The organism is Pseudomonas sp. EU05-FHT14B02, from assembly GCF_058791055.1.
Genome location: NZ_JBYTDD010000029.1, coordinates 50,689 through 71,637, shown reverse-complemented (window position 1 = coordinate 71,637; position 20,949 = coordinate 50,689). Strand labels below are relative to the sequence as shown.

At 61.6% G+C, this 20,949-nt stretch carries 17 protein-coding genes; 13 read left to right on the top strand and 4 right to left on the bottom strand.

The window, feature by feature from the left end:
- Positions 1–6: 6 nt before the first annotated feature.
- Positions 7–858 (bottom strand): sugar phosphate isomerase/epimerase family protein, encoded by an 852-nt coding sequence (locus AC3WTM_RS23340; protein WP_102671060.1) that lies wholly within the window; start codon positions 856–858, stop codon positions 7–9.
- Between the two features lie 560 nt (positions 859–1,418).
- On the opposite strand from AC3WTM_RS23340, the gene AC3WTM_RS23335 reads away from it, so the two are divergent.
- From AC3WTM_RS23335 to AC3WTM_RS23300, 8 genes are all read left to right on the top strand, one after another.
- Entirely contained in the window at positions 1,419–2,729 is a 1,311-nt protein-coding gene (locus AC3WTM_RS23335) for an MFS transporter (protein ID WP_102671061.1), read from the top strand.
- A 23-nt stretch (positions 2,730–2,752) separates the two neighbouring features.
- A complete protein-coding gene (locus tag AC3WTM_RS23330; RefSeq protein WP_102671062.1) occupies positions 2,753–3,982 on the top strand; it encodes a Zn-dependent hydrolase in 1,230 nt (409 codons plus the stop codon).
- 67 nt (positions 3,983–4,049) lie between these two features.
- Entirely contained in the window at positions 4,050–5,075 is a 1,026-nt protein-coding gene (locus AC3WTM_RS23325; RefSeq protein WP_102671063.1) for a histone deacetylase family protein, read from the top strand.
- 228 nt (positions 5,076–5,303) lie between these two features.
- Positions 5,304–7,208: a sigma-54-dependent Fis family transcriptional regulator gene (locus tag AC3WTM_RS23320; protein WP_102671064.1), complete on the top strand. Its 1,905-nt coding sequence runs from the start codon at positions 5,304–5,306 to the stop codon at positions 7,206–7,208.
- Positions 7,208–8,926 carry an ABC transporter ATP-binding protein gene (locus tag AC3WTM_RS23315; RefSeq protein ID WP_102671065.1) on the top strand — a complete coding sequence of 573 codons (1,719 nt, stop codon included), beginning with the start codon at positions 7,208–7,210 and terminating at the stop codon, positions 8,924–8,926. The genes AC3WTM_RS23320 and AC3WTM_RS23315 overlap by 1 nt, the downstream gene beginning before the upstream one ends.
- The gene (qhpE, locus tag AC3WTM_RS23310) at positions 8,916–9,593 is read left to right on the top strand and encodes a subtilisin-like serine protease QhpE (protein ID WP_102671066.1); all 678 of its coding nucleotides are present in this window, start codon (positions 8,916–8,918) and stop codon (positions 9,591–9,593) included. The genes AC3WTM_RS23315 and qhpE overlap by 11 nt, the downstream gene beginning before the upstream one ends.
- Positions 9,590–10,888 carry a flavin-dependent monooxygenase QhpG gene (gene qhpG, locus AC3WTM_RS23305; RefSeq protein ID WP_102671067.1) on the top strand — a complete coding sequence of 433 codons (1,299 nt, stop codon included), beginning with the start codon at positions 9,590–9,592 and terminating at the stop codon, positions 10,886–10,888. The genes qhpE and qhpG overlap by 4 nt, the downstream gene beginning before the upstream one ends.
- A gap of 94 nt (positions 10,889–10,982) precedes the next feature.
- Positions 10,983–11,981, top strand: a complete 999-nt coding sequence (locus AC3WTM_RS23300; RefSeq protein ID WP_102671068.1) for an acyltransferase family protein — start codon at positions 10,983–10,985, stop codon at positions 11,979–11,981.
- Positions 11,982–12,084: 103 nt separating this feature from the next.
- Here AC3WTM_RS23300 and AC3WTM_RS23295 read toward each other — a convergent pair whose 3' ends face one another.
- A complete protein-coding gene (locus AC3WTM_RS23295) occupies positions 12,085–13,575 on the bottom strand; it encodes an aldehyde dehydrogenase family protein (protein WP_102671069.1) in 1,491 nt (496 codons plus the stop codon).
- A gap of 525 nt (positions 13,576–14,100) precedes the next feature.
- Here AC3WTM_RS23295 and peaA point away from each other — a divergent pair.
- From peaA to peaD, 4 genes are all read left to right on the top strand, one after another.
- Positions 14,101–15,681, top strand: coding sequence for a quinohemoprotein amine dehydrogenase subunit alpha (gene peaA / locus AC3WTM_RS23290; protein ID WP_102671070.1), 1,581 nt, complete (start codon positions 14,101–14,103; stop codon positions 15,679–15,681).
- 82 nt (positions 15,682–15,763) lie between these two features.
- Positions 15,764–17,194, top strand: a complete 1,431-nt coding sequence (peaB, locus tag AC3WTM_RS23285; RefSeq protein WP_008056152.1) for a quinohemoprotein amine dehydrogenase maturation protein — start codon at positions 15,764–15,766, stop codon at positions 17,192–17,194.
- Position 17,195: 1 nt separating this feature from the next.
- Positions 17,196–17,519 (top strand): quinohemoprotein amine dehydrogenase subunit gamma, encoded by a 324-nt coding sequence (gene qhpC, locus AC3WTM_RS23280; RefSeq protein WP_008016081.1) that lies wholly within the window; start codon positions 17,196–17,198, stop codon positions 17,517–17,519.
- Positions 17,520–17,540: 21 nt separating this feature from the next.
- Positions 17,541–18,659 carry a quinohemoprotein amine dehydrogenase subunit beta gene (gene peaD, locus AC3WTM_RS23275; protein WP_102671071.1) on the top strand — a complete coding sequence of 373 codons (1,119 nt, stop codon included), beginning with the start codon at positions 17,541–17,543 and terminating at the stop codon, positions 18,657–18,659.
- 149 nt (positions 18,660–18,808) lie between these two features.
- Here the strand turns inward: peaD and AC3WTM_RS23270 are convergent, their stop codons facing one another.
- The gene (locus AC3WTM_RS23270; RefSeq protein WP_102671072.1) at positions 18,809–19,210 is read right to left on the bottom strand and encodes a lysozyme inhibitor LprI family protein; all 402 of its coding nucleotides are present in this window, start codon (positions 19,208–19,210) and stop codon (positions 18,809–18,811) included.
- 277 nt (positions 19,211–19,487) lie between these two features.
- Between AC3WTM_RS23270 and AC3WTM_RS23265 the strand changes: the two genes are divergently transcribed.
- The gene (locus AC3WTM_RS23265; protein WP_102671073.1) at positions 19,488–19,976 is read left to right on the top strand and encodes an SRPBCC family protein; all 489 of its coding nucleotides are present in this window, start codon (positions 19,488–19,490) and stop codon (positions 19,974–19,976) included.
- Between the two features lie 286 nt (positions 19,977–20,262).
- Here AC3WTM_RS23265 and inhA read toward each other — a convergent pair whose 3' ends face one another.
- Positions 20,263–20,949 carry an isonitrile hydratase gene (gene inhA, locus AC3WTM_RS23260; protein WP_102671074.1) on the bottom strand — a complete coding sequence of 229 codons (687 nt, stop codon included), beginning with the start codon at positions 20,947–20,949 and terminating at the stop codon, positions 20,263–20,265.

The window sequence follows — 20,949 nt, the reverse complement described above, 5'->3', positions numbered from 1 at the left end:
GGCTCCCTAAGGATGGCTTGAGTGGCTGAAACGGTCGAAGTGTTCGCGCTCGGTCTGGCCCATCCACACGTTCAACGACCACAGGTCGGCGACCGGGACATTGGTGAAGGGCAAATGATGCAGGTAGCCGTCGGCGCCGAATTCCGGGGTCAGGGTGCTGACCTTGTAACGGCGGGCTTGCTGCGAGCGCCAGATGCTTTCCCAGTGCTGCTGGTGGAAGGCCAGTTCCCTTGCATATTCGGGAGCCGCCGGGTGCGGAACCTGCGGGCCCTGGTCGTAACCGACCCGGGCCTGGATATGGTGAACCCGCTCGATGAAAGCGCTCAGGTCATCGGCCGGGTCATTCAACAGGCGCTCGCAGGTCACGACCCAGTGGCTGATGTCACTGGTGAACAACAGATCGGGCAATTGCCGGATCAACTCCAGGGTCACCCAGGGGTTGAACAGCGAACGCGAACGGTGGGTTTCGAAACTGCAGACCTGGCCGTGTTTGCGCGCCAGATCCAGCGCCTGGCCGAAAAACTCCACTTGCTGTGGCAAGGACCAGCGGTCATTGCCCGCCAGCACGTTGACGAAGCGTGGGCCGAGTTCAGCGGCCCAGGCGAGTTTCTGGTCGAGGTCATTGAGGTGAATGGCGGGGGACGCCGACTGGTCCGGCAGCACGTCATACGCGGTGAAGACTGTACTGATATAGCCCAGGCGATTGGCCTGGAGAAAGGCGGCGAACTCGCCCCGTTCACGGGCGTCCAGTGGCAGGCGCGCTTCCATGCCATCAAAGCCCGCTTGCAGCAACTCCTCGAGCGCTTGAGCCTTGCTGGCGGTGTAACCCCACAGCGTGCGGAAAATTTCCAGCTTCATCGGTGATCCTCAAAAATCCCAAGGCTTACTGCAAATGCACTTCGACGGCGCCAGGCTGCCAAGAGGCTGGTTCGCTGTGGAGTCGATGTTAGGCACAGGCCGCGCACTGAAAGAATCTGAAAGTTCAAATGAATACTTCAGACTTTCGTTAACAAATAGCTTGCTACTTATAGTGCTGGCCGGAAGGGTTTTATGGGCGAGAACCTGTCTACGTTGGCTATTAGCGAGAGATGCCATTGTTGCGGCATCATTTTGAAGAGTACCAAGCGACCCCGGGCCGATAAGGGTTCGCTTTTGATCGATTGCTGCCTGTCGAGAAGAGCCGCGACCTGTAACTGACATTGCAGACCCCCGTTTACATTCTGCTCAACGCCTGTGCGTTGCACATCGCATTCGACTGTCGCCCTCAATTATAAGCTTAAGTAATACTTAGAATAATAAATAGAAAATTGACTAATCATGGCCCGGGAACGAAAAATCATCCCCAGACCGGCGCCGCCAGAGCGCCGCGGATTTGCCGTTTCTCTCCTGCCAGAAAAATAACCAAAGGAGCCCGACCCATGAAGCCTCAAGCTTCGTCCCAGCCGCGCCGTGCGGCCGCCGCTGCCTTCATTGGCACCATGATCGAGTGGTACGACTTTTACATCTACGCCACCGCCGCCGCGCTGGTGTTCGGTGCGCTGTTCTTCCCCTCGGACGACAAGCTGTTCAGCACCATGGCCGCTTTCGGCACCTTCGCCGTGGGTTTCTTTGCGCGGCCGTTGGGCGGGATTGTCTTCGGTCATATCGGTGACCGTATCGGCCGCAAGAAGTCGCTGATCATCACATTGTTGATGATGGGCGTGGCCACGGTGTGCATCGGCTTGCTGCCGACTTACGCGCAAATCGGCGCCGCTGCCCCAGTGCTGCTGATTCTATTGCGCATCGTCCAGGGCATTGCCGTGGGTGGCGAGTGGGGCGGGGCGGTGCTGATGGCAGGCGAGCATGCGCCGAAAGGCCGGCGCAATTTCTTCGCCTCGTTTGCGCAACTGGGCAGCCCGGCGGGTTTGATCCTTTCGCTGCTGGCCTTCAGCGCCGTCACCCGTCTGCCGGAAGAAGACCTGATGAGCTGGGGCTGGCGCCTGCCGTTCCTCGCCAGTTCGTTGTTGCTACTGGTGGGCCTGGCGATTCGCCTGGGGGTCAATGAGTCGCCGGAGTTTCTCGCCAGCCGCGAATTGGCGAGCAAAAACAAACGCAAGGAGCAGGCGCCGGTCATGGAAGTGCTGCGCACCGCGTGGCGTCCATTGTTGCTGTGCATTGGCGCCAACACCCTGGGGATCGCCGGGGTGTATTTCACCAACACCTTCATGATCGCCTACACCACTCAGCAACTGGAACTGCCGCGCTCGCTGATCCTTGAGTGTCTGTTTGTCGTCGCGATCATCCAGTTCTGCGTCCAACCGCTGGCGGCCTGGGTCGCCGAGAAGATTGGCGCCACCCGCTTCCTGTGCCTGGTGTCGCTGCTGGCGATGGCTTCGCCGTACCCGATGTTCGTGCTGGTCAGTTCGGCCAAGGCGCCGCTGATCATCCTCGGCATTGCGTTGGCGGTGGTGTGCATGGCGTCGTTCTACGCGGTGATCGCCGGCTACGTCAGCGGCATGTTCGAGACCCGTGTGCGCTACACCGCGATCTCTCTGGCGTACCAGATTTGCGGCGCTGTGGCCGGTGGCCTGACGCCACTGATCGGTACGCTGCTGGCACACAGGTTCGTCGGCCAGTGGTGGCCGATGGCGGTGTTCTACAGCCTGATCGCCGCGACTTCACTGCTGTGTGTCCTGTCCCTTGCCCGTCGCCATGCCAGCGCTGAACGCCTGGAACTGGCCAAGGCCTGACCCCGAATTTCCTGGAGAAACACATGTTGAAGATCAATGGCGAACGCCTCTGGGCGAGTCTGATGGCGATGGCCGAAATCGGCGCCACCGCCCGTGGCGGCAGCTGCCGCCTGGCCCTGAGCGACGAGGACAAGGCCGGTCGGGAACTCTTTGCCCACTGGTGCCGCGAAGCCGGCATGACCCTGAGCGTGGATGCCATCGGCAACCTGTTTGCCCGCCGCGCCGGCACCGATCCTGATGCCGCGCCGGTGATGATGGGCAGCCACCTCGACACCCAGCCCGAAGGCGGGCGTTTCGATGGCGTGTACGGCGTGCTCGCCGGCCTGGAAGTAGTGCGCTGCCTGAACGATCTGGGCATTCAGACTCGCAAGCCGCTGGAAGTGGCGGTGTGGACCAACGAAGAAGGCGCACGCTTCACCCCGGCCATGTTCGGCTCGGCGGTGTTCACCGGAATCATGGATCTGGACGCTGCGCTGGCAGTGCGCGATATCGATGGGATCAGCGTCGCCGAGGCGCTGCAACGTACCGGTTATGCTGGCGAGCGCCCGCTCGGCGGCGCGGTGGATGCGTACTTTGAAGCCCACATCGAGCAAGGGCCGATCCTCGAAGACAACGCCAAGAGCATCGGCGTCGTCAGCGGCGGCCAGGCGATTCGCTGGCTTGATGTACGGGTCGAAGGCATGGCGGCCCACGCCGGCACCACGCCTATGCCGCTGCGCAAGGACGCCTTGTACGGCGTGGCGCAGATGATCCAGGCCATCGAAGGCCTGGCGGCGGACTTCGCTCCCGAAGGCTTGACCACGGTCGGTGAATTGAGCATCAACAAATCGTCGCGCAACACCATTCCGGGGCTGGTGAACTTCACCGTCGACCTGCGACATCACCGTGATGAAACCATCGAGGCCATGGAACAACAGGTCCGTGCGCGGCTTCAGGCGATAGCCGACGATCGCGGCTTGCAACTGACGATCACCCCGCACTGGATCAGCCCGGCGACGCCGTTCGACGTGGACTGCGTGGCGGCGGTGCAACAGGCCGTGGACGCCCTGGGCTACGCTCAGCAATCGATTGTCAGCGGCGCCGGACATGATGCGATCCACCTGGCGCGGTACTGCCCGACGGCCATGGTGTTCATCCCGTGCGTGGGTGGCCTGAGCCATAACGAAGCGGAAGATGTGCTGCCCGAGGATGTGCGCCAGGGCACCGATGTGTTGCTCAATGCCGTGTTGGCACGCGCGGTAAAAACTGACTAAACGCAGTCAATGTGGGAGCGGGCGTGCTCGATTCCAGAATCTACGTTAACTGACAGGTATTCATTCCATGCGCAGTTTTTTCCACCCCGAACAATTGCTTCACCACCCACGCAGCTACTACTCCCGTGGCCAGATGCGCACGCCGCAGGAAGTGCCGGAGCGTGCGCAGCGCCTGGTGCAGGCGTCTCACGCCTTGGGTTTTGCCGTTGAGCAACCGACCGATGCCGGGCTCGACCCGCTGCTGGCGGTGCACGGCGCACCGTACCTGAGGTTTTTGCAGGAAGCCCATCAGCGCTGGAAAGAGATTCCCGAGGATTGGGGCGATGAGGTGATGTCGAACATCTTTGTGCGCGAACCCAATGCCCTGCGTGGAATTCTCGCGCAAGCGGCGCGCTATCTGGCCGATGGCAGTTGCCCGGTGGGCGAGCAGACCTGGCGTTCGGCCTACTGGTCGGCGCAAAGCGCCATCGCCGGTGCCCGGGCTTTGCTCGATGGCGAGCCGGCAGCCTATGCCCTGTGCCGGCCACCGGGTCACCACGCCCGGGCCGAAGCGGCGGGTGGTTTCTGTTATGTGAACAACGCGGCGGTGGCGGCGCAGGTATTGCGCGCCGGTTTTTCGCGGGTAGCGGTGCTGGATACCGACATGCACCATGGTCAGGGTATTCAGGAGATTTTCTACGACCGCGATGACGTGCTCTACGTGTCGGTGCACGGCGATCCGACCAACTTCTATCCGGGGGTCGCAGGTTTTGCCGAAGAGCGTGGTGTCGGTGCGGGCGAGGGTTTCAACCTCAACCTGCCGATGGCCCATGGCGCCAGCGAGGCGGTTTTTCTTGGGCAATTGGAAGTAGCGCTGAAGGCGGTTAAGGACTTCGGTGCCGAGGCGCTGGTGCTGTCCCTGGGCTTCGATATTTTCGAACTGGACCCGCAAAGCAAAGTAGCGGTGACCCGCGAGGGGTTTGCCGTGCTCGGTGCGCGGATTCGCAGCCTGGGGTTGCCGTGCCTGATTGTGCAGGAGGGCGGGTATCACCTGGAGAGCCTGGAGGATAATGCCCGGGCGTTTTTTGTGGACCCTGAGGTTTGGCAGCTCTGAGATCTTTGCTGCCTGGTAGATCGCCCCCACACTGGTCAGTGTTGAACACAAATATGCGGTTCACCTCGGTCAAATGTGGGAGCGAGCTTGCTCGCGATGAACGATAACGGGGTCCACCTGACGGAACACAAGCGCCCTACGGCACTTGCCATAGCCCTGACGTTAACGTAAAGATTGCGGCAGGGCGCCGACGTATGAAGGCGCAGGGTGGATGACCCGGAGCGCTTGATGACGCCAATAAAAACAAACTCCCCCAAACTGCATCGTGAAGCCCGGCTGGCTCGGGAAAAGTTGCACCTGGAAGGCGAAGTGCCGGATGGCGTCCTGCGTGCGGAAATCGATGCCTCGTGGCGACGCAGCCTCAGCCATGGCGTGCATTTCAATGCCAAGCATGAACTGGCGCTGGAATCGAGCGCCAGCCTCGACGTGTTGCTTTCCAGCAACCGCCTGTTGATCGACGCCGCGCTGCCGGCCATCGATTATCTGGCCGAGCGTCAGGGCAAGGAAGGGGTGATCATCCTCGCCAACTCCGACGCCACCATCATCGCCGTCGAAGGCCGCGCCGACCGTCTAAAGGGCAGCGGCCTGCTGGACATTACCCTCGGCACCTGCTGGAGTGAAGCGGTTCGCGGCACCAACGCCCTGGGCACGGCACTGGTGGAATCCCGGCCGACCCTGATCGATTGCGGCGAACATTATCTGGATCGCCTCAGTGATTTTTCCTGCACTTCGGTGCCGATCCATTGCCCCCAGGGTGACATTCTCGGCGTCCTTGACCTGACCCGCGAAGGCCCGCTCGGCCGTGCCCACGACAGCACCGCGCTGCTGGCGATGGCGGTCAGCCAGATCGAAAGCCGGGTGTTCAACGCCAGCTATCCGGACGAAATAGTCCTGGCCTTCCACAGCCGCCGGCAATATCTGGAATCCCCGTGGCAAGGCTTGCTGGCCGTGAGCCTCGGCGGGCAGATCCTGGCGGTCAGTGCCCAGGCCTGCCAATTGCTGCACGCCGAGCGCTCGGCTTTGGTCGGTCGGCGTTGCGAAGAGTTTCTCGGAGTCGACGGCCTGCAATTGTTGGCGCGTCTGCATCAGGGTGGCGCCGGCAGCCTGCAAACCGCCAAGGGTGAATTCTTCTACAAAACCCTGCGCGCGCCGCAACGCTCGATCAACGTCAGCAGCCCGCCGCGCACAGTCGCAAAACCGCCCAAGGCGCAACCGGACCTGGAAGCACTCGCTGGCAGCAATACCCGCTACGCCCGTGCCTTGCGCATGGCCCGTCAAGGCCTGGCCAATGAACTGCCGGTTCTGTTGTTGGGCGAAACCGGCACCGGTAAAGAGGTGATCGCCCGCGCCCTGCACATGGCTGGAGCGCGCTGCGACAAACCCTTCGTGGCGGTGAACTGCGCGGCCATTCCCGAAGGCCTGATCGAGTCCGAACTGTTCGGCTATCGTGAAGGCGCGTTCACCGGTTCACGCCGGGGCGGCATGGTCGGGCGCTTGCAGCAGGCCCATGGCGGCACCTTGTTTCTCGATGAAATCGGCGACATGCCATTGGCCTTGCAGGCCCGGTTGTTGCGGGTGCTGCAGGATCGCAAGGTCGCGCCCCTGGGTGCAGGCGAAGAGCAGGACATCGACGTCGCTCTGATCTGCGCCACCCACCGCGACCTCAAGCGTCTGGTGGAAGAAAAACACTTTCGCGAGGATCTGTTCTACCGGGTCAACGGCATCAGCGTGATGCTCCCGGCCCTGCGCGAGCGCGAGGATTTCGGCGCGTTGGTCGCTCGCATGCTGACGACACTGGGCGCACCCGCCGTGGTCCTGCACGATGATCTGAATCGCTTGCTCTGCGGCTATCACTGGCCGGGCAACATCCGCCAACTGGAGATGGTCCTGCGCACCGCGCTGGCCATGCGCGAACCGGGTGACACCGTGCTGACCCTCGACCACTTGCCCGACAGCATGCTCGACGAGTTGACCACCAGCGAACGGCCCCAGGCCGGCAGCATCCGGGAAAACGAACTGGAGCTGATCCGTCAGTCCCTGGACACGCACCAGGGCAACGTCTCGGCCGCCGCCGACGCTCTGGGCATCAGTCGCGCGACGCTTTATCGCAAGCTCAAACAGTTGCGTTCGTGATGCAGCGCCTGATCGTTCGGCTGATCGACAGCCAGAACCCCGAGGCGCTGCAAGCGTCGCTGCGCTGGCTGTACAGCTTCGTGCGCCCCCATCGCCTGGCGATTGCCGGGCTGCTGGGTTTGTCGGTCTGCGCCTCGGCGCTGGTGCTGGTGCAGCCGTGGCTGACCAAACTGCTGATCGACGATGGCCTGTTGGCGCGCAACTTCCCGATGCTGGTAATGATCGCCGGGCTGATGATCGTTGCCGGGTTGCTGGGCACGGCGCTTTCGGGCATCAACCGCTACCTGCACACGCGACTGTCCGGGCGCATGCTGTTTGCCCTGCGCGATGACCTGTACCGGCATTTGCAAACCCTGTCACCGAGCTTTTACGGCCAGCGGCGCATCGGCGACCTGATGTCGCGCCTCGATGGCGACGTCGCGGAAATCCAGCGGTTCGCCGTGGACTCGCTGTTCTCGGCCGTGTCCAGCGTGATCGGCCTGGTGGTCGCGGTAGCGATGCTGCTGACCTTGTCCTGGAAACTGTCGCTGCTGGCGCTGGTGCTGATTCCCCTCGACGTGCTCTGGCTGCGCTGGATGCGGCGCAAGGTGGAGCGTGATGTGCGGCAGTTGCGCGAGCGTTCGGCGGACATGTCGTCGTTCATGGTCGAGACATTGCCGGTGATGAAATTCATCCAGTCCGCCAGCCAGCAGCAGCGCGAAGCGCGGCGCCTCGAGACGCTGGGGCAGGGCTATATGAGCCAGTTGCTGCGCCTGCAAGTCACCGAGTTTTTCACCCAGGCCGTGCCCGGTACCCTGACCTCGCTGTCCCGGGCCTGCGCATTTCTGATTGGCGGTTACTGGGTGGTGCAGGGCACTTGGCAACTCGGCGCCCTGATTGCCTTTTCCACTTACCTGGGCATGGCCGTGGGGCCGGTGCAAAGCCTGCTCGGGCTTTACGTCGCGATCCAGCGGATGACCGTCAGCCTCGGCAGGGTCATGGAATTGCGCGGCGAACAACCGACCGTGCTGACGCCCGCCACGCCAAGGGCAATGCCCACTGGCGGCGATCTCTGGTTCGACAACGTGCACTTCGCTCACCCCGGTCGTCAATCGACCCTGCGCGGTATCGAGGCGCGGATTCCCTACGGCATGAAAGTGGCCCTCAGCGGCGGCTCGGGCGTGGGTAAATCCACCCTGATCGACCTGCTGCAGCGTCATCACGATCCGCAATCGGGCCGGGTACTGCTGGGCGACGTCGATCTGCGCGAGCTGGATCTGTTCCAGTTGCGTCGGCGCATCGCCATCGTCAGCCAGGACATCGTGCTGTTTCGCGGCAGCCTCGCCGACAACCTGGCCTACGCGGCACCGGACGCCAGCCGCGAGGCGATTGCCGAAGTGGCACGGCTGGCGCAACTCGACAGCCTGATCGAGTCCTTGCCCGAAGGTCTCGACAGTCCCTTGGGCGAGCGGGGTCAGCAGTTGTCCGGCGGGCAGAAACAACGCATCGCGATTGCCCGGGCGCTGTTGCAAGACCCACTGATCCTGGTGCTCGATGAAGCCACTTCCGCGGTGGATGAAGCCACCGAACGCGAGGTCATCGACGCCATCGACCGCCTGTTTGCCGGGCGTACGCGCATCCTGATCAGCCATCGCCCTTCAACCCTGGCCGACGCCGACCTGCGCTTCGAATTGCTCGACGGCGTACTGACCTCGAAAACGGTGCTGCATGAAACCTGAGTTGCGCATTGGTGTGGTGGACAGCGGTCACTCGGCGGCACAACGGGTGCAAGTGATCACCGGTCGGCGCTTTTCATTGCTCGAAGACGGCCTGGCCGAGGGCGACTTGCGCGAAGACCCGCTGGGGCATGGCAGTGCGGTGATCGAGGCCATCGGCCGGCGTGCACCCTCGGCGCTGTTTTGCGTGGCTCAGGTGTTCGACCAGCGCGGTGTCACCAGCGCCTTGCAGATCGCCACGGCGATTGACTGGCTGCTGACGCAGGACGTTCGATTGATCAATTTGAGCCTTGGCCTGCGCCAGGATCGCAGCCTGCTGCGCGCGGCCTGCGCGGCGGCGGTGGCGCAGGGCGTGCTGCTGTGTGCGTCGAGCCCGGCCCAAGGGGAAGGGGTGTTTCCGGCGAACTATCCGCAGGTGTTGCGGGTGACCGGCGATGCGCGGTGCGCCGAGCAGGAATGGTCGTGGCTCAACAGCGCCCAGGCGGATTTCGCCGCGTGTGTGCATGGCACCTACCCGGGGCAATCCGGGGCGAGCCTCGGTTGTGCCGCCTTGAGCGGGCACATTGCCGGGTTCCTCGTCGAACAACCTGGTGCCAGCAATGAGCAAGTCATCGAGTGGTTGCGCGAGCATGCCCGTTACCGTGGCCCTGAACGGCGCTTCGGGCCATGACCGACATCGTCATTCTGGGCGCCGGCCCGGCGGGGGCCGCGGTCGCGCTGGGTTTGAAGCGGCTGGGCCATGGCGTCACGCTGATCAGCGAATGGCGCCGGTTTGCGGCGCTCGAAGGCGTGTCCGTGCGGGTTCTGGAAGCCTTGCGCGGCGCGGGCCTGCATCAGGCGTTGGCGCAAGCAGCGCGGCCTTCTCAACGCCAGGTGAACTGGAATGGCCAGCAGCATGCGCAGAACATCGAATACTTGCTCGACCGTCCGGTGTTTGACCAAGGTCTGCGTGAGGATTTGCGCCTGGCGGGGGTCGAATTGATCGAAGGCCGGGTGCTGACGGTTCAGTCATCGGCCAATGGCCATCGAATTGAAATCGACGGCCGCGAACCACTTCTCGCACCGTTTCTCGTGGAGGCCCGAGGACGTCAGGCCCCCGCTATCGGCAAAGGCTTGCGTGGGCCCGAGACCGTCAGCTTGCTCAATCGCTGGCAGGGTTCGCCGGGCAGCACTGCCAGCGCCGTGGAAAGCCTTGAGGACGGTTGGGCGTGGATGGCGCGGCGCGCCGACGGCCAGTGTTACTGGCAATGGACGGTGGATGTGGCCAGTGCCGGGTTGCCGGGCAAGGCTATGTTGCTCGATTACTGTCGACAGCGGCGCCAGGGTTCGAAGCTGGCCGCCGCATTTTTTGCGGGCGAAGCGGAATCTGATCTGCAACTGCACGCCCGCAGCAGCACGGCGATTCTGAGCCCGCAGGTGTGTGGCGATAACTGGATTCGGGTCGGCGATGCGGCAATGGCCGTCGATCCTCTGTCAGGCAATGGCATCTTTCAGTCCTTGTCTTCGGCGTTGCAGGCGCCCGCGGTGATCAACACGCTGCTGTGCAAACCCGAACGAACGGCTCTGGCCCAGCGTTTCCACCAGCAGCGGGTGGAGCAGTTGTTTTTGCGGTTTGCGCGGATCGGCCGGGATTTTTATGCCGATGAGCAACGCTGGCCGGACCAGCCGTTCTGGCAGGCACGACGGAGCTGGCCGGATGCCGAAGTGGCCCATGCCGAGGCGGATTTCAATGCGCTGAGGATTGAGCGGGTGCCGGTGTTGCGTGATGGGCTGGTCGATGAAGCCGAGGTGGTGATCACGGTGGATCAACCGCTGGGTATATGGCATGTGCATGGGGTTGAGGTGGCGGCGTTGGTGCGGAGGTTAAAGCAGGGAGAGCCGGCGGATCAGGTATTGGCCGGGCTGACGGTGGAGCAGGGGCGGATGGTTCGCAGCTGGTTGCTGGGCCAGGGTTTCAAACCTTGAATGAAGAACATCCGGATACGGCGAAAAAGCCTGTTCTCCCAGCGCAAAGCATCGTAATTTACGCGCCATAACGAAAAGGAATTTTGGGGTTCAAGTGGGAGCTTATCGTCTGCTATTGGCCGTTCTGGTGGCCGTTTCTCATATGGGCAAGACGTTCATGGGGCTAAACCCCGGCGTGATTGCCGTGATTTCCTTCCTGATGATCAGCGGTTTCGTGATGACCTCGCTGATCGAGCGCAACTACAAGACGCCGGAGAAAGTCGGCCTGTTCTATCTGGACCGCGCCCTGCGGCTCTATCCTCAATTCCTGTTCTACTTCGTGGTTTCCTGTGCGGTGATCTATTTCCTGCTGCCCGGCACGCCTCAAGCCGCGGAGCTGACGCTGCGCAACATCGCCGCAAGCCTGGCTATCGTGCCACTCGGCTTCTACATGTTCGGCGCGGCGGGATCGTGGATCTTGCCGCCGGCCTGGTCTTTGGGGCTTGAGATGTGCTTCTACCTGATGATCCCTTTCCTGATCATCTATAGGGCGCGGGGCGTTGCGTTTGCACTATCCGTCGTTGTCTTCATGGTCGCGTGCCTGGGTTTCATCAACACCGACCTGTACGGCTACCGTCTATTGCCGGGTGTGCTGTTCATGTTCCTGTGCGGCAGCTACCTGTACAAAGCGCAGCCGAAGGATTTGGCGATCGCTGCCGGCACCGCCGTGGTGGCGGCCTTGATGTTTGCGGCCATCATGGCGGGATGGATAGAGCGCCGGCCGTTCAATGCCGAAGTGACCGCCGGCATAGCGCTGGGCGTGCCCGCCGTGTACCTGCTGACAAAGCTTCGGTTTCACCGGATTGACGAATTCCTCGGCAATATCAGCTACGGCGTGTTCCTGAATCACTATGTGGTGATGTACTTCCTGCACGCTGTCTGGTCGGTCGCCTACGATGGGGCCGTTGTTGCAACAGTGCTGGCCTTGTCGTTGCTGCTCAGCGGCGTATCGTACTACTGCGTCGAACGGCCGGCCCTGAAGCTTCGTCACGCGCTTCGGGCCGGCGCAAAATATGGGTTGGGTCAACCACAGGGCCGCGAAACAGTGGCGTAGTGGCTGTGGGGGCGCCTTCGCGGGCAAGCCCGCTCCCACAGGGGAACGCATTCCAATGTGGGAGCGGGCTTGTTCGCGAAGGCGGCCTGAAGGACGCTACAAATCACAACTTGATCAACACCGACTTCAACTCGGTGTAATGCTCGATCGCCGCATACCCCATCTCACGCCCGACCCCGGACATCTTGTAGCCGCCGAACGGCAGCGCCGGGTCCAGGGCGCTGTGGCAGTTGACCCACACCGAGCCTGACTTGATGCGCGGAATCATCCGGTGCACCGCCGCCAGATCATTGGACCAGATGCTCGCGCCCAATCCATACGGACTGTCATTGGCCATGCGCAGGGCATCGGCTTCGTCATCGAACGGGATGGCCACCAGCACCGGGCCGAAGATTTCTTCCTGCACCAGTGAGTGCTTCTGATCGACGTCGACAATTACCGTTGGCTTGACGAAGAACCCAGGCCCGAACTGCTCGCCACCGCAGGCGATGGTCGCGCCGCTGTCCCGGCCCTTTTCGATGTACCCGTAGACGCGCTCCTGCTGGCGCGCCGAGATCAAGGGCCCCATGTCGACGCTCGGGTCCAGGCCGTTGCCGAGTTTCATGGCGTTGGCAATGTCGCTGATGTCCGCCACCACATTGTCGAAGTGCTTGCGCTGCACATACAGCCGCGAGCCTGCGCAGCAGACCTGGCCCTGGTTGAAGAAAATCGCGCTGGCAGCCCCGGCCGCGGCGGTTTTCAGATCGGCGTCGGCCATGACGATGGTCGGTGATTTACCGCCTAGCTCCAGGGTGACCCGGGTCATGGAATCCATGGCGATCTTGCCGATCTGCTTGCCGACGGCGGTGGAGCCGGTGAAGGTCAGCTTGTCCACCAGCGGGTTGTGGGTCAAGGCAGAACCTGCGGTGATGCCGGTGCCGGTGACCACGTTGAATACGCCTTCGGGATACCCGGCTTCCAGCACCAGCTCAGCGAGTTTCAGGGCGGTCAGCGGGGTTTCGTCGGCCGGCTTTAGCACCACGGTGCAGCCTGTGGCCAGGGCCGGGCCGAGTTTCCAGCAGGCCAGCAACAGCGGGAAGTTCCAGGCAACGATGGCACCGACCACGCCGACCGCTTCGCGACGGATGAAACTGTGGAACTGGTCGTTGGGCATCAGTGGTGCCGACACGTCAACCGTGGAGCCTTCGATTTTGGTCGCCCAACCGGCCATGTAGCGCAGGAAGTCGATGGCCAGTTGCACGTCCATCACCTGGGCCACCGCCGCGCTTTTACCGTTGTTCAGGCATTCCAGTTGCGCCAGCAGTTCGGCGTCGCGCTGCATCAGGTCGGCGAGTTTCCACAGCAGGTTCTGCCGCTCCCGGGGACGGGTGCGGGTCCAGGCCGAATCGTCGAACGCCTGGCGGGCGGCGAGCACCGCACGGTCGACATCTTCCGGTGTTGCCCGTGGCACCACGCACAGCACCTCACCGGTGGCCGGGTTGTGCAGGGGCATGGTCTGGCCGTCGGCGGCCTCGACCCAGTCACCGCCGATGAGCATGCGCGGGGCGCGCTGGATGAATGCCGAAGTGGCGGGAAGCAGGTTTGGGAGCGACATTGGCGAGGCCTCTTGTTGTTCGTGAGAACCGGGCTTTCGCAATGCCTGTGCCAGTTGTGTTTTTTCGGCCGCAAGGCCCGATCTAGTGGGGTGACAGATATTTTCCGGGTCACCGTGAGATCGATAAACGTCGCAAATTGCGACGACGTGAGACGCCCCGAACGCGACACCCTGTAGGAGCGAGCTTGCTCGCGATGGACGAAAGATCACTACGTTTAGCCTGTAAGCACGCGATATCGTTAACGACCATCGCGAGCAAGCTCGTTCCTACAGAAAGCTATGCTTGTCTCAGGCTGAAACAGTTGTCGCGAAATTAAACGTGGAACGCCGACGACACGATTGGCAAAACGCCGGCCATTATCGGCAAATCATTGATTCATTGAGGTATTCATAAGCTGGCACGCTCTGTGTATTGCACATCTCAGACGTTTCTCTTGCCTTCGTCGGCGGATCAAAGCCGACGGCAGAAACCATAAAAACGATAAGCCACAACAATAAGAACGCACCGTGCGAGGTTCGACGTTGATGAAGAGAAAACTCCGATCAGGCATGAGCGCCAGCCTGCTGGCCGTAGCCGCTTGTGTAGCGCTGCATTCGCCTCATAGCCTGGCAGCCCGCGACGCCCAGACCATCCTCAAGGAAACCTGTCAGGGCTGTCACACCCCCGAAGCCGATAACGCCCTCAGCCGCATCAGCCACCAGCGTAAAACGCCGGAAGGCTGGCTGATGAGCATTGCCCGGATGCAGACCATGCACGGTTTGCAGATCAGCGATGAGGACCGTCGCACGCTGGTCAAATACCTGGCCGACACCCAAGGCCTGGCGCCGAGCGAAACCGACGGCGTGCGCTATGCACTGGAGCGCCGGCTCAATACCGTCGAGCAGTTCGACGACCAGACCAGCCAGATGTGCGGCCGCTGCCACTCCGGTGCGCGGGTTGCCCTGCAACGGCGTCCGGCCCAGGAGTGGGAGCGCCTGGTGAATTTCCACCTCGGTCAGTGGCCGTCCCTGGAGTACCAGGCGCTGTCCCGGGACCGCGACTGGTTCGATATGGCCCGCAAAGAAATGGTGCCGCTGCTGGCCAAGCGTTATCCGCTGGACAATCCGGCCTGGAAAAAATGGCAGAGCGCCGCGCCGAAAGCCGATGCCCTGGTGGGCGACTGGAGCTTCAGCGGCCACTTGCCGGGCAAGGGTGAGCTGGCGGGTGTAATGACCGTGAGTGCCGATGGCAGCGACACCTTCAAGGTCAACGTCAAAGGCCAGTACGCCGATGGCACGCCGTTCAACGGCGACGGCAGTGCAATCCTCTACACCGGCTACGAATGGCGCGGCAACGTGACCATCGATGGCGTAACCATGCGCCAGGTGTTCGCCGCTCAGGGCAATGCGATGCAGGGCCGGATGTTCGAGGCCGAGCACGACGAGCGTGGCCTGGACTTCGTCGCCGCCAAGCAAGGCTCCAACCGTTTGCTGGCGGTGCAGCCTGGGTATCTGAAGGCCGGCAGTGAAACCGAAGTGACCCTGATCGGCAGCGGCCTGACCGGCAAGCCGGACTTCGGCAAAGGCGTGGAAGTGCTCGAAGTGGTCGAGCAGAGCCCTGAGCGGATCAAGGTCAAGCTCAAGGCCGCCGCCAATGCCCAGCCAGGTTTGCGCTCGGTCAGCGTCGGCACGCTAAAGGGCCCGAGCCTGTCGGTGTACAGCAAGATCGCCTCGGTCAAGGTTGTGCCGGAATTCTCGGTGGCACGGATCGGCGAGGGCGGTGGTTCGACGCCGAAAGTCCAGGGCCGTTTTGATGCGGAAGCCTGGGGCAAGGGCAATGATGGCAAGCCGTACCGCATCGGTGTGTTCCCGGCGCAGTGGAAGGTCGAGGCCTTCGACGACCGCGCCAGGGAAGACGAAGACGTCAAGTTCGCCGGCACCATGCAGGCCGACGCTGGCGTGTTCACCCCGGGCGATGCCGGGCCGAACCCGGCGCGCAAGATGTCCACCAACAATGCCGGCAACCTCAAGGTGATCGCCGCCGTCGACGACGCAGGAAAATCCCTGACCGGCGAAGGCCACATGATCGTGACCGTGCAACGCTGGAACAATCCACCCATTCCATGAGTTGGCTGACCGTTAATCGCATCAGACACTTTTCGGAATGACCGCAAGCCCCGCCAAGCGGGGCCTGCACAGGAGGTTTGCCATGGGCGCTATCTTGAATCTGGTCGAACGCAACCTGCACGAAGTGCAGGTCGATGCCGACCGCATGCTGTTTCACATCCCCAGCAGTTCGCTGTTCGCCAGCGATGAACTGACGGGCACCATCATCGACACCTTGCGCGGGCCAGGTTGTTCCTCGGACGACCTGATCCAGCGCTTGGCCGCGCGTTTCAACGGCGAGGAAATCACCGAGACCCTGCGCGAGCTGATGGCCCTGGAACTGGTCAGCGACGGCTCGCCGCTGACCCCCGACATCGCCACCAAACGGGTCGAGCGCACGGCGATCAATACCGTGGTGCTCAACGTCAACACCGGCTGCAACCTGAGCTGCACGTATTGCTACAAGGAAGACCTCGACAAGCCGTCGGCGGGCAAGAAAATGGACGTCGAAACGGCGATCGCCTCGGTGGAAATGCTGCTGCGCGAATCCCCGGACGAAGAGCGTTTCACCGTGGTGTTCTTCGGCGGCGAACCGCTGAGCAACCGCAAGCTGATCGAGTACATGGTCGATTACTGTGAGAAGCGCTTTCGCGAGGCCGGCAAGTTCGTCGAGTTCGTGATGACCACCAACGCCACGCTGCTCACCGAAGAAACCGTGGACTACCTCAACGCCCACCGCTTTGGTTTGTCAGTGAGCATCGACGGTCCGAAAACCGTACATGACCGCAACCGCATCACCGTGGGCGGGCAGGGCACTTATGACGTGGTGCGGCGCAAGGCCGAGATGCTGCTGTCGCGCTACAACAGCCGTCCGGTGGGGGCGCGGGTGACCCTGACCACCGGCGTGACCGACGTCGAAACCATCTGGGATCACCTGTTCAACGAGCTAGGTTTCGCCGAAGTCGGCTTCGCCCCGGTGACCTCCGGCGACATCAGCAGCTTCAACCTCACCAGCGATGAACTGGTGCAGGTGTTCGCCAACATGAAGGCGCTGGGTCGTCGTTACCTGGAAGCGGCGCTGGAGCACCGCAACATCGGGTTCTCCAACCTGCACCAGCTCATCACCGACATCCACGAAGGCCACAAGAAAGCCCTGCCATGCGGCGCGGGCCTGAAGATGCTGGCGGTGGATCACAAGGGCGAGCTGAACCTGTGCCACCGTTTTACCGGTTCGAGCCTGCCGACCTTCGGCAACGTCCATAGTGGCGTGAAACAGGTGGAGTTGAACGACTTCCTGTCCCAGCGCCTGGACCGTACCAACACCGGCTGCGAAGACTGTCAGATCCGCAACCTGTGTTCCGGCGGCTGCTACCACGAGAGCTATGCCCGCTATGGCGATCCGACCCACCCGACCTATCACTACTGCGAACTGATGCGTGACTGGGTCGACTTCGGCATCGAGGTCTACACCCGGATCATGGCCAATAACCCTGCGTTCATCAGCAGCTACATCACTCCGCGCAAGGCTCACTGATATGAAACATCTCAAGGCAATCAATAACAAAGCGTTGAAGCTGGATCAGGCCGCGGATGAAAACCGCATCGAAGAAGTGGTGGCCATGAGCTCCGTGGCGGGCTGTGCCTCGACCACCGACCCGGGCTGGGAAATCGATGCGTTTGGCGGTGTGTCGTCGCTGTGCCAGCCAATGGAGGCCGACCTCTACGGCTGCTCCGACCCTTGCTGGTGGCCGGCCCAGGTGCCGGACATGATGAGCACCTACCCAGACTGGAACAAGGATGCCCAGGCGTCCAACGACAACTGGCGCAACCTCGGCACTGTCTTCCCCAAAGACAAGTGATCACAGAAGAAGGATTCCAGCATGCGTAACATCAAAGCCTGCGGCCTGGCCGCGTTCGCCGTCCTGAGCAGCTGTTCTTTCAGTGTTCTGGCCGATGAAAATACCGCACTGCAAGTCGGTCACGAATACATGGTGACCACCAACTACCCGAACAACCTGCACGTGATCGACCTGGCCACCGACACGCTGTTCAAGACCTGCAAGATGCCCGATGCCTTCGGCCCTGGCACCGTGCAACTGTCGCCGGACCGCAAGACCGCCTACGTGCTGAACAATCACTATGCGGATGTCTACGGTGTCGAACTGGACAACTGCAAGCAGGTGTTCCACGCCAGCATCACCCAGAAGCCGGGTGAGAAGGCCAGGTCCATGTTCGCCTTCACGGTCAGCCACGACGGCAAGGAGCTGTACACCGTCGCCAACCCGACGCTGATGATGAACGATCGTTACGAAGTCCAGCAGCCCCGGCTCGACGTGTATTCAACCGATGCCGGCATGGACGCCAAACCGCTGCGCAGTTTCCCGGCGCCGCGCCAACTGACCATCATGCAGAGCGGTGACGACGGCACGTTGTACGTGGCCGGAGCGGACGTTTACAAGGTCAATGTGCAAACCGGCAAGTTCGACGTACTGATCCCCAGCCGTCACTGGAAACGCCCGAACTACAGCGCACCGGACGTGCTCTACGTGTGGAACCAGCAGACCTACCGGCATGACTTCTCACTGCTCTACACCGCGGCGAAATTCAAGGACAAGAAACAGGACCCGGCCACCGCCGAATACCTGTACGGCCTGTTCAGCATCGACCTGAAGACCGGCAAGACCGAAACCACAGATTTCGGCCCTTTGACGGAGATCTACTTCAGCGGCATGCGCTCGCCCAAGGACCCAAACCTGATGTTTGGCGTGCTCAACCGCCTGGCCAAGTACGACATCAAGCAGAAGAAAATGCTCCAGTCCGCCACGCTCGATCATTCCTACTACTGTATTTCCTTCAACAAGGACGGCAGCAAGATCTACCTGGCGGGGACGTTCAACGACGTGGCGATCTTTGATGCCGACAGCCTCAAGCAGACGGGCAGCATCAAGTTGCCGGGCGGAGACATGGCGATTACCACGGCGCAGATTTTTGTCCGGTAATTGCGGCGCCTGAACTGACGCCTTCGCGGGCAAGCCCGCTCCCACATTGGATTCGCAGTGTGATCACTATCACGTGCACACCACTGAACCCTGTGGGAGCGGGCTTGCTCGCGAAGAGGCCCTCAAAAACACTGCAAAAACAGCAAAAATCAAACCCCAGGCACCGGGCAACTCATATCCCCCTCCTGGCATTTCAGGTAGTTCTTGAACGTCTGAACCCGTGCCTTGGTCAGTTCTGTGGTGCAGTTGCTGTAAATCAGCGGATATACGCTCCCGCCTTCCACCCCGGATGCCGAAAACTTGCACTCGGCATCGCGGAACGCAACCCACGCCCGCTGCGCACCCACCAACTGCTTTTTGCTGTCCGGGTTGCTCTTGAGCCGCGAAGTGATCTGCTGGTACAGCGCATTCAATTCCTTGTCGGCGGCCGCGTTCTGCTGCGCCGCGCACTGGTTCATCGTCGCCTGATCGCTGGCGTTGTCGCAGTCCGCGGCGAACACCATGGAGGTGAACAACAAGGGTGTCAGCGCCAAGAGTAAGCGTGGGTTCATACTGGAGTGCTCGTTGTGACCGAAAGAGAGATGCAGTGTAGCGCCGAGAGGCACAGGCAACTGCCGCGCAGATTTTTCATGTCGCTATCCTTTTCCATGCTGTTTCGAGGGCGAACGTTAGCAGTTTCGACCCGCTGACCTTGCGATTGCCCAGAACTTATCCACGCAAATGCAACCGAATATCTCAGGTATGGTTGATTGCTTATCCCGATTGGTACAACTTTAGAGTTGGTCTTGTGGTCTTACTGACCTACTGTTCAAGTACAGGAGGTGACTTATGAACCCAGCATCTGATCGCATTGAAAGGAAAGTCCTGCTCAAGGCCAAGCGTTCACAGGTCTGGCGTGTGCTGGCCAATGCCGAAGTGTTCGGACAGTGGTTTGGCGTGGCGCTGGAAGGCAAGCGTTTTGTGGCAGGCGAATGGACCCAGGGGCAGGTTACCTATCCCGGTTATGAACATTTGCGTTGGAATGTACTGGTAGAGCGGGTCGAGCCGGAGCGGTTGCTTTCGTTTCGCTGGCACCCGTATGCCGTGAACCCTGAAGTCGATTACTCCCAGGAACCCACCACCCTGGTGAAATTCGAGCTCGAAGACATGGACAACGGCACGTTGCTCAAGGTCTCCGAGTCCGGTTTCGATCATATTCCCCAGACCCGTCGCGAAAGGGCTTTCCGCATGGACAGTCGTGGCTGGGAAGAGCAAATGAACAATATCGAGCAGTTTTTGATCGAAAATGCCAAATCCCACGAGCAACAGAGTGGCTGAAGTCGGCTCGAAACCTGAGGCGTCCAAGGGGTTTCGGACGGTGGTTTATAGCGAATGTCTTACACGCGATGGTAGCGATATCGCCTGTTACAAATTGGATCCTAAGCGTAATCTGGCCTCACCCACTGAAGCACAGGATGTGCTCAGGATCATGGATGATCGACCATATGCAAGGAACGCTACGACAAGGAGTCGTCATGGTCTTGGAAAAACCCGCTTCGGCGGGTTTTTTTTGCGCGCATGAAAAGTCGTGGCGGCAGGAACCGGGTTCCCGCCGCCATTTTTTTCACTGTCGATCGAGTTTCGCCGCCGCGCGTTCGGTGATCTGCGCCCGCAGTTTCAACGAGCCGGCAGCCCGCCGGCGAGCCTCACCCAACACGCTGGCCGGGGCCGTCTCGGGGCTGCCCGCGGTAAACGGCGGGGCCGGGGCGTATTCCAGTTGCAGTTGCACCAACTCGGCGGTGGCCTGGTCGAACAGCTCGGCGGCCAGGGTCAGGGCGAAGTCGATACCGGCGGTGATGCCGCCACCGGTCAACAGATTACCGTCACGAACCACCCGGTCTTGCACCGCGATTGCGCCCAGCGGCTTGAGTAGTTCGTGATAGGCCCAGTGAGTGGTGGCGCGTTTGCCCTTGAGCAATCCCGCCGCACCCAGCACCAGCGAGCCGGTGCACACCGACGTGATGTACCGTGCGTTGGCGGCCTGGGCCTTGAGAAAGTCCAGAGTCTGGTCATCTTCCATCAAGGGTCCGACACCACTGCCACCGGGCACGCAGATCACGTCCAGTGCCGGGCAATCATCGAAGGTGGTGGTCGGTTTCAACAGCAGGCCGGTGCTGGCGGTGACCGGCATCAGGTCTTTCCAGATCAGATGCACTTTCACATCCGGCAGCGAGGCCAGTACGTCGTATGGGCCGGTCAGGTCCAGTTGCTGAACCTGTGGAAACAACAGAAAACCGATCTGCAACGTCAT